Here is a 5,460-nt window from a genome sequence, read left to right as displayed (position 1 = left end):
CCGCGTCGCACTGATGAACCGCTTCTCGGCTCTCGGAACGGCCGAGATCGTACGTGTCGCCTGACGATGGCGGGGAAAGGGGCATCATGCCTCAAGCGTGAGTTCTGCAACAACGCCTGTTGACGCGCCGCAGTTCTCGCAGAGAAAGGGATATGCCACATGACGAAGGATACGGTTGTCGCGTTTCGCGCGCCAGAAGGATTTTCACCCGACCCGCTGACGGATCTGCTGCGCCAAGGGGCGCGGGAGTTGATCGCACAGGCTGTCGAGGCCGAGTTGAATGTGTTTCTGACTGCCCATGCCGATCAGACCGATGGGGCTGGCCGCCGCCGTCTCGTCCGTCATGGTCATCTGCCCGAGCGGGATATTCAGACCGGGATTGGCGCGGTGCCGGTAAAGGTGCCGCGGGTGCGGGATCGGGCACCGGAGGGCGGGCGGCTGCGGTTCACCTCGACGATCCTGCCGCCGTATCTCCGACGGTCCAAGTCGATCGAGGAACTGCTGCCCTGGCTTTACCTGAAAGGCATTTCGACCGGCGATTTCTCTGAAGCCCTGGCCGCGCTCTTGGGACCAGACGCGCCCGGATTGTCGGCCAGCACCATCACCCGGCTGAAGGCCGACTGGTGGGACGACTATGAACGCTGGTCCAAGCGCGATCTGTCAGCGCGGCGCTATGTCTACTTCTGGGCGGACGGCGTCTACTTCACGCCCCGGATGGACGAGGATCGCCAATGTATGCTGGTGATTATTGGTGCCGATGAATGGGGCAACAAGGACGTTCTGGGCCTGATCGACGGCTTTCGCGAGAGCACCCAAAGCTGGCGCGAGCTGCTCTTGGACATGAAGCGCCGGGGGCTGGAGGCCGCGCCAAAGCTGGCCGTGGGCGATGGGGCCATGGGGTTCTGGGCGGCGCTGCATGAGGTTTACGGCAAGACCGGCGTTCAGCGCTGCTGGGTCCACAAGACCGCCAACGTGCTGAACGCCATGCCCAAGTCGGTCCAGCCGAAGGCCAAGGCGCATCTGAAAGACATCTGGATGGCGGAAACCAAAGCCGACGCCGACGCCGCCTTCGATTTCTTCGTCGAAGCCTACGGCGTGAAATACGACCGGGCGGTCAAATGCCTGACCAAAGACCGCGCCGATTTGCTGGCGTTCTATGATTTTCCAGCCGAGCACTGGAAGCACATCAGAACGACGAACCCGATCGAAAGCACCTTCGCGACCGTCCGCCACCGAACAACCAAGACCAAGGGCTGCCTGAGCCGCCAGACGGCACTGGCGATGACACACCAGTTGATGCTGTCAGCCAAGAAGAAGTGGCGCAAGCTCGATGGTCAAAATCGCCTGCCCGAAATCATCGAAGGGATTGAGTTCCGCGACGGGATCAAGCACGAAAGCAAAGCCGCCTGATCAGACCGTCACCAACTTTCGGTCATAGCTCATGAACGATCCGGTGCGGATTCTTGTCTCTTGCGGGGCATCGCCAGAGAGCACTAACAGGCTGCTGAAGAAGTCCACGAGGCGGAACAGTTTTCCCTCTGTTTGGGCGGCAGCGGTGAGCGTCGTGCTGGTCGAGGCGAGGTATGGGTGCCCGATGCCACCCCTCGTCGTCATGCGGCCAGCAGCCGGGGCAGTCGGGCGAGGTTGTTGGCGGCCATCGTCAGGATGAAGCGGGACCGCACCTTCTCGACGCCGCGATAGACGGTCTGGGCCATTCCGCCGACGGTCTTGGCCCAGCCGAAGGTGAGGAGGATCAGCCAACGATCCGGGGGATCGTTGGCCCGACGCAAGTCGATCCGCTTGCGGTGCTTGATCGACAGGGCGTATCCCTCGTGCCGTGTGGTTCTGGCGTCGATCGCTGAATGGCGCGATTTCTGCGCGACATGCGGGGTGACACCGGCCTGCCGCAGGTCGGCGACGAACCCGGCCGCGTCGAAGCCCTTGTCGGCGCCCAACGTCAGCTGGCGGGTCGAACCGGGAGAGTGTCGGTGGATCATGTCAAGCGCGGCGCGCCGTTCGGCATGACCATCCGCCTCGGTCAGGTCGCCCTGCACGATCAGGCCGGAGCGGTTCTCCATCAGCGCATGGCCGATGAAGCAGAGCATGGCACCAGTGCCCGGCGACTTCTTGTAGAGGCGCGCCTCCGGGTCGGTCGTCGAGGCATGGGTGGCGTTGGAACGCTTCTCGCCCCGGAAGTCGACTTCCGCATTGCGGCTCTGGCGGGTTGGACGGGACATCGGGTCGGTATCGGTCGTCTGGGGTTGATCCTCGGTGGTGGTCTCGGGTCCGGGCGGGTTGCCCGGATCGTCGTCGGGAGGCGTATCATCAGCCTTCGGCTGGAAGCTCTTCATCGAAGCCCAGGCCTTGACCAGCGTGCCATCGACCGAGAAGTGGTTGTCCGACAACAGCGGCGCGACCTCGCGATGCGCCAGGATCGCCGCCATGACCTTGCGCGACATGTCGGTGGTCAGCAGCCGGTCCCGGTTCTTGGTGAACACCGTCGGCACCCAGACGGGATCGTCGATGCCGAGGCCCACGAACCAGCGGAACATCAGGTTATACTGCATCTGCTCCATCAACTGCCGCTCCGAGCGGACCGAAAACAGGATCTGGATCAGGCTCGCCCGGATCAACCGTTCCGGCGCGATCGAGGGGCGGCCGAAATCGGTGTAGAGCGCCTCGAACTCGGCATCGAGACTGGCCAGCGCCTCGTTGACCACCTGCCGGATCTTGCGCAGCGGATGCCGGGCGGGGATGCGCTCTTCAAGATCGACATAGCTGAACAGCGACCCGCTCGCCTCGTCCGTCCCGCGCATCATCACCCCCACCGTTGTCGTGCAAAGGGTGAATCATGTTCCTAACTCCGGGTCGAGGGCTGACTTCTTCAGCAGCCTGCTAAACATTCGGGATCAAGTTCGGTGCCGTGATGTCCGACGGGATGTCGCGCGCCTCGGGAAAAATCCGGCCGAGGAGCCCCTCGACAATCGCGGATCTGGCGCTCGGGTTCATGCCGACAAGGCGGTCGGTCGCGCCGTCGAGGGCAATCAGCGTCGAGGCCATCGGACCCGACGCCACGCGTTCGGCCGGCGCCGGCAACCGCACGTCGCGGCCCTCGTGGTCCACGAACGAGATCGGGTCGGCCGGCGCCGGCCCGCCGACCAGCACGGCAACGGCAAGGCAGTTCAGGATACCCATCGGCAAGCTCAAGGCAGGCGGCCCCGCGTCGCCTGTGCCGTCCGGCCCGCAGACAGGCCCGGCAAAGGCACGCGCGGTGGCGTGAGAAAGACCGGGTCATGCGCGCAAGCCCCGACCCCGCGACCCCTCAGTAAAACAGTCAACAAATGGCAACGCCATGTCGGCCTTCGACAAAGCGCAAATCCGCATCGGCCGCGGCGGCCCTGGCCGGCCGGGCGCCGGGTGGCCCTGCGGGCGTCGGCCCGGGCATGGGCGGGGGGCACCCTGACGGCGCAACCGGGCGCACCGCGCCGCTGGCAGGACGCCGGCAGAACCGCCCCCGCGCCGCCGCGCGGCGGGTTGTTCCCGGGCATCCAAGGCTCTATCGCTTGTCCGGGCCCAAGGCAGATGCCAAAACCGCACCTGCCGCGAAACGAACCCCTTGCCGATCGAAAGGACACCGCATGAGCTTGTTCGAACGCTGGCTGACTCTCTGGGTCGCGCTCTGCATCCTTGCGGGGCTGGTCCTGGGCAACCTTGTGCCGGGCGTTTTCGCGGTGCTGGCCGGGCTGGAATATGCCTCGGTCAACCTGGTCGTGGCCGTGCTGATCTGGGCGATGGTCTATCCGATGATGATCGCCATCGACTTCGCCTCGCTCAAGGATGTCGGGCGGCGCCCGAAGGGGCTGGTCGTCACGCTGGTCGTCAACTGGCTGGTCAAACCCTTCACGATGGCGGCGCTGGCGGTCCTGTTCTTCGACCACGTCTTCGCAGGCTGGATCGACCCGGCCCGGGCACCGGAATACATCGCCGGGCTGATTCTTCTGGGGGCGGCCCCCTGCACGGCGATGGTCTTTGTCTGGTCGCAGCTGACGAAGGGCGACCCGAATTATACCCTGGTGCAGGTCAGCGTGAACGACCTCATCATGGTCGTGGCCTTTGCGCCCATCGTGGCCTTTCTGCTGGGGGTCACCGACATCGCCGTGCCCTGGGAAACGCTGATCCTGTCGGTGGTGCTCTACATCGTCATCCCGCTGATCGCCGGCGGGCTGACGCGGCGCGCCCTGATCGCGCGGGGCCGGTCGGTCGAGGATTTCACCGCAAGGATCAAGCCGGGGTCGGTGCTTGGCCTGCTGGTGACGGTGGTGCTGCTGTTCGGTTTCCAGGGGCCGGTCATCATTGCCCAACCGCTGCTGATCGGCCTGATCGCGGTGCCGATCCTCCTGCAATCCTACGGCATCTTCGCGCTGGGTTACGCCTGGGCCTTTGCCTGGCGGCTGCCGCACAAGGTCGCGGCCCCCTGCGCCTGATCGGCACGTCGAACTTCGTCGAACTGGCGGTGGCCGTGGCCATCGGGCTGTTCGGGCTGAACTCGGGCGCGGCGCTGGCCACGGTCGTGGGCGTGCTGGTCGAGGTGCCGGTGATGCTGTCGCTCGTCGCCTTTGCCAACCGCACGCGCGACAGGTTCCCGGCATGACCCGTCGCCCCGGGCTGCCGTGCAGCGCCCGCGCCTGTCAGCCGCGACCCGAGGCACGGCGCAGATGCCCTTCCAGCGGCACCGCCGCCGACAGGGTGTTCGAGATCGTGCCGTATTTCAGCACGTTGCGGTGCAGCAGGTCCAGCCGGTGGTCCGGCTCGGCACTGTCCACCGCGATCTCGTAGCGGATCAGCGTCAGCTTCGGCGGCGCGTCCTGCCGCACCGCCTCCAGCCGCACCTCGGCCCCGTCGAGCTGGAAACGCAGCATCGGCACCACCCGCTCGATCCCCTTCAACATGCAGGCGGCCAGCGCGGACAGCAGCAGTTCCACCGGGTTCATCGCATCGCGCCGCCCGGCCAGATCGGTGTCCAGCGCAACTTGCGCCTCTTTCGCCACGGCCAGGCTGCCATGCGCATCGACGCGGCGGGCGTGAACGCGATACTCCATCACAACAGCCTCCCGATTTCGGCCGCCGTCAGCACCTTGCCGGTCGAGACGACCCTTTCGTCCACCACCCGGCCCGGCGTGGACATCACGCCATAGGCCGCGATTTCGGCAAGGCCGGTCACCTTGACGATCTCGGCGTCCGTCCCGGCTGCCGCCGCCGCGGCCTTGGCGTTTTCGCCCAAGGCGACGCATTTCCTGCAACCCGAGCCGAGAATCTTGATGAGCATGGAATGGTCCTTTCGGCGTTGTTGCAGAACTCACGCTTGAGGCATGATGCCCCTTTCCCCGCCATCGTCAGGCGACACGTACGATCTCGGCCGTTCCGAGAGCCGAGAAGCGGTTCATCAGTGCGACGCGGATC

The 5,460-nt window shown here is 65.5% G+C and carries 5 protein-coding genes and 1 pseudogene; 2 read left to right on the top strand and 4 right to left on the bottom strand.

What is annotated here, in order from left to right; all coding sequences use genetic code 11:
- Nucleotides 1-159 precede the first annotated feature (159 nt).
- A complete protein-coding gene (locus ACK4S2_RS15520; RefSeq protein ID WP_409626423.1) occupies nucleotides 160-1,410 on the top strand; it encodes an IS256 family transposase in 1,251 nt (416 codons plus the stop codon).
- Between the two features lie 200 nt (nucleotides 1,411-1,610).
- On the opposite strand, the gene ACK4S2_RS15515 is transcribed toward ACK4S2_RS15520, so the two are convergent.
- Complete coding sequence (locus ACK4S2_RS15515; protein ID WP_409626426.1) at nucleotides 1,611-2,816, bottom strand: IS5 family transposase; 1,206 nt, start codon at nucleotides 2,814-2,816, stop codon at nucleotides 1,611-1,613.
- A gap of 79 nt (nucleotides 2,817-2,895) precedes the next feature.
- Nucleotides 2,896-3,195, bottom strand: coding sequence for a hypothetical protein (locus tag ACK4S2_RS15510; RefSeq protein WP_409626420.1), 300 nt, complete (start codon nucleotides 3,193-3,195; stop codon nucleotides 2,896-2,898).
- Nucleotides 3,196-3,638: 443 nt separating this feature from the next.
- On the opposite strand from ACK4S2_RS15510, the pseudogene arsB reads away from it, so the two are divergent.
- Nucleotides 3,639-4,651: pseudogene (gene arsB, locus ACK4S2_RS15505) on the top strand (ACR3 family arsenite efflux transporter).
- A gap of 37 nt (nucleotides 4,652-4,688) precedes the next feature.
- Here the strand turns inward: arsB and ACK4S2_RS15500 are convergent.
- Both ACK4S2_RS15500 and ACK4S2_RS15495 read right to left on the bottom strand, forming a co-directional pair.
- Entirely contained in the window at nucleotides 4,689-5,099 is a 411-nt protein-coding gene (locus tag ACK4S2_RS15500; RefSeq protein WP_409626417.1) for an OsmC family protein, read from the bottom strand.
- A complete protein-coding gene (locus ACK4S2_RS15495; protein WP_409626414.1) occupies nucleotides 5,099-5,326 on the bottom strand; it encodes a thioredoxin family protein in 228 nt (75 codons plus the stop codon). The genes ACK4S2_RS15500 and ACK4S2_RS15495 overlap by 1 nt, the downstream gene beginning before the upstream one ends.
- Between the last annotated feature and the right edge of the window lie 134 nt (nucleotides 5,327-5,460).

The sequence above is a fragment of the Gemmobacter sp. genome (assembly GCF_046292685.1).
Lineage (GTDB): Bacteria > Pseudomonadota > Alphaproteobacteria > Rhodobacterales > Rhodobacteraceae > Wagnerdoeblera.
Note: the sequence above shows the minus strand (reverse complement) of the source record. Positions and strands in the feature narration are given on the sequence as shown.

Coding starts and splice junctions, on each gene's coding strand:
- ACK4S2_RS15510 (WP_409626420.1), bottom strand. CDS start 3,195: ATGGGTATCCTGAACTGCCTTGCCGTTGCCGTGCTGGTCGGCGGGCCG.
- ACK4S2_RS15515 (WP_409626426.1), bottom strand. CDS start 2,816: ATGCGCGGGACGGACGAGGCGAGCGGGTCGCTGTTCAGCTATGTCGAT.
- ACK4S2_RS15495 (WP_409626414.1), bottom strand. CDS start 5,326: ATGCTCATCAAGATTCTCGGCTCGGGTTGCAGGAAATGCGTCGCCTTG.
- ACK4S2_RS15520 (WP_409626423.1), top strand. CDS start 160: ATGACGAAGGATACGGTTGTCGCGTTTCGCGCGCCAGAAGGATTTTCA.
- ACK4S2_RS15500 (WP_409626417.1), bottom strand. CDS start 5,099: ATGGAGTATCGCGTTCACGCCCGCCGCGTCGATGCGCATGGCAGCCTG.